4 protein-coding genes are annotated in these 2917 nt (G+C 64.1%); all 4 read right to left on the reverse strand.

The genetic code is table 11. The features are described from left to right. Positions 1-41 precede the first annotated feature (41 nt). Positions 42-452 carry a hypothetical protein gene (locus tag K2X24_RS20800; RefSeq protein ID WP_292500688.1) on the reverse strand — a complete coding sequence of 137 codons (411 nt, stop codon included), beginning with the start codon at positions 450-452 and terminating at the stop codon, positions 42-44. Beyond that, positions 452-724: a hypothetical protein gene (locus tag K2X24_RS20805; RefSeq protein ID WP_292500690.1), complete on the reverse strand. Its 273-nt coding sequence runs from the start codon at positions 722-724 to the stop codon at positions 452-454. Before K2X24_RS20805 ends, K2X24_RS20800 begins: the two co-directional genes overlap by 1 nt. A gap of 2 nt (positions 725-726) precedes the next feature. Beyond that, positions 727-1548, reverse strand: a complete 822-nt coding sequence (locus K2X24_RS20810) for a hypothetical protein (protein WP_292500692.1) — start codon at positions 1546-1548, stop codon at positions 727-729. Between the two features lie 187 nt (positions 1549-1735). Then, positions 1736-2917, reverse strand: a 1182-nt coding sequence (locus K2X24_RS20815; RefSeq protein WP_292500694.1) for a hypothetical protein, incomplete at its 5' end; no start/stop codon positions are given.

Consider the following 2917-nt stretch of genomic DNA (forward strand, 5'->3'; position numbering starts at 1 on the left):
GCGCGCGGGAAAGACCCCACCCCTCTGCGGGGAGGGGTGGGCTACTTCGAGAAGACCTTGCGGACCGTGCCGGCGACACCGGCCACGCCAATGACGGAGAGCACGATGTACCGCTCCATCTCGTCGTAGGGCGGTGGCAGCTTCGCGACTCGCCAGTTGAACAGGAAGGTCGAGTCGAGGACGATTGCGCCGAAGTGGATCATGCAGAGCCCGAACGCGGTCGGGATCATCCAGGCCGTCCAGGGCGAGAGGTGCTGTGCGGCGCGCTCCTGTGCGATCACCTTGCGCTCCTCGATGTAGGCGGTGAGCTGCGCCTGACCGACCGAGACGTCGGCCGCGACGTTGGCCTGGTTCACCAGCACCGTGTTGTCGGAGCGCTTGTTCAGGTAGGCGAGCAGCCCGTTGGCGAGGCCCGGCAGCCCGAGCAGCAGCTTGGCGAGGAAGGCCATCATCAGCGCGGGTCTCCGCTGACATCGCGGCCGCCCTGGCGCGCGCCGTCGCGGGCCGCGGCCCGGATGCTGTTCATCACCGGGATGGAGACGAGGCGGAGCAGGCCGAGCCCGGCGCCCATCTTCGCGCCATAGCCCTCGTAGCCGGCCGGGAGCACGCTGGCCCAGTCGAACCCGACCAGGGCGTTGAGGACATCCGGCGCCGCGAACAGCACGGCCAGCAGGATCATCCGGAACCCGACGAGGCGGGCGTTGAGGCGGGCAAGCAGGTTCATGGTCAGGCGGCCTTTCGCGAGAGGGCGGCGTGCAGGCGCGCCCAGAACCCGAGCGGTGCCGGAGAGGGCGCAGAAGAAAGCCCGCCGGTGGGGGCGGGCTTGGTTGCAGAAACGGGGGCTTTCGTTGCCGAAACGGCCGGTTTGGTTGACACAACGGGCGGTTTCGTTGCCCCCGGGGCCGTTCCGCCTGACACAACGCCGTTTACACCTGTCAACGGCGCCATCGGATCGGGCACCTTCGCCGCCGGCACGCCGGCAAGCCGGACCGAGGATAGCAGTGCCACGCGGAACTGCGCCTGATACCCGGCGATGAGCTTGTCGCGGTCCGTGCCGTTGATGATGCGCCGAGCGCCGACCGGGTCGGCCCGGCCGGGCGCAAAGTAGTCGGCGAGCTTCTTGCCGGTGAACCAGCCTTCGATCATCCCGTAGAACAGGATGGCGGCCGCCACGTCGGAGCGCATGGCCAGCGTTGGCGTCTTCACCAGGTCCTCGGAGGCCTTCAGGATGTCGAGCGTGCGTAGGCGCTTGGTCGCCTTGGCGTAGTTCGTCTCCCAGGTGAGCTGCACGTAGCCCCGGCCCCAGAAGCCGGTCGGACCGTACTTCCGGCCCTTGCCGCGGCCGAACTCCTCGATCGGCTGCATCGTGCGCGCCGTCTCGTGGAAGGTGGTGGCGAGGCAGTAGGCCGCCGCGTCGACCGAGAGCGAGGCGGGGCAGGCCGTGAGGATCGCCACCATGCCGTCGACCTGCGGCTGGGTCAGGTGACCGGCAAAGGGGGAGCGGCGCACCGCGTCGAAGAACGCGGCACGATCAAGATCCAGGGGCATGGGAGCGTTCCCGCACAGAAGGTAGAGGCCGCATAGCGCGGCCAGGAAGGGCGGCACGTCAGCCGCGCGGGGCGGGACGCGCCCACATACCGGAGGGCTTCATCGCGAGGCCCTCCGGGACATGAAAAAACCGCCCGGAGGCGGTTGCGGACGAACAGTTCGGAAGTTGGTCGGACGAACGGTCGGCCTAGAGCTTGTACGCCCAGGTGCCGTCCGTGCGCTTGTAGGAGACGCCCTGCGGGATCCCGGCAGCGCCTGCAGCTGCATCGCTGGCGTACGGCCCCAAGCCGAACTGCTTCACGCCGTTTGTAGTCAGAGTGATCTGGTCAGTGGCGTAGGCATTCAGGTACAGCTCGCCTCCTCCCAAGCCATCTATGCTATCCAATGTCCAACGAAGCCCCCGATTGGCTGTGAACTCCTCGCTTAGTAGCGCCCCCGAGGTGTTGGCCTGTCGGTGCCAGCGCCCACCCGCATGGTCGAAGTTGCGCAAAGGGTCGGACACGCCAACAGAAAGCGGTCCGGCAGCGACAGACAGTCCGTTAAAAAAGGACGGCTTTAAGCTGACTTGATAAACCGAAGGCTGCGCAGTAGGAGCCGGGTTAACCCCGTCTGATACGAACTGGATTGCCGCCTTAATATCACTGGTTGGCAAAGAGCCGCCAACTACAAGCTGGGAACCGGACATAATCACCGACCCGGCGCGGAATACATAACCATCAATATCAAGGACGTGGTATCCGCCGTCGCTCGAAAACTTGATGATCTGATGAACGCCGTAAATCTTACCAGAGAACCGGATATTTCCTGCCGCAGACTGAGACCCCGGCGTGTCATCGCCGATACGCAGGCCAACAGTCGTCACGCCCGCCACACTCGCTTGGTTGTAGAACACATAGCAGCCAACAAATGTCTGCTTGCCGACACGAGCCCAAATCTGTTCGCGCTTGGCCCCCTCAATGGCACAGCCAATAAAGATGTTGCCCTCGGTGCCAAGATCCAAGTTTGTCGTGACCTGGGGCTCCCCAACCGCGCCGCACCAGAAATGGCAATTGGTAAACTTGCCAGTTCCGGCATAGTAGGTGCGCAGGTTGGCTTCGTCGTTCAAATATGAATAGACTGAGTAGAAATCGCTGTCGTTCGGCCCGCCGAACTCGATACCCTTGCCGTTATCGTGGATATAGGCGTTGCAGAACTGAGACTGGACATTGTTCTGCTTGGCTTTTGTGCCGCCGTAGGTGAACTCAGTCCACTGTCCGACGCCGGAGCAGGCGCGCACCTCATAGTTCGACAGCTTGAGGACAGCACCGTAGATGCCAATCCCGTCAGACACGCCACCACTGTAGCGGTTGCCGTCGATGGTGATGCCGTC

It is taken from the genome of Methylobacterium sp. (genome assembly GCF_019750675.1).
Classification (GTDB): domain Bacteria; phylum Pseudomonadota; class Alphaproteobacteria; order Rhizobiales; family Beijerinckiaceae; genus Methylobacterium.

Bases quoted from the DNA above. Each gene is read 5' to 3' on its own strand.
- K2X24_RS20800 (WP_292500688.1), bottom strand. From the start codon at position 452: ATGATGGCCTTCCTCGCCAAGCTGCTGCTCGGGCTGCCGGGCCTCGCC.
- K2X24_RS20805 (WP_292500690.1), bottom strand. From the start codon at position 724: ATGAACCTGCTTGCCCGCCTCAACGCCCGCCTCGTCGGGTTCCGGATG.
- K2X24_RS20810 (WP_292500692.1), bottom strand. From the start codon at position 1,548: ATGCCCCTGGATCTTGATCGTGCCGCGTTCTTCGACGCGGTGCGCCGC.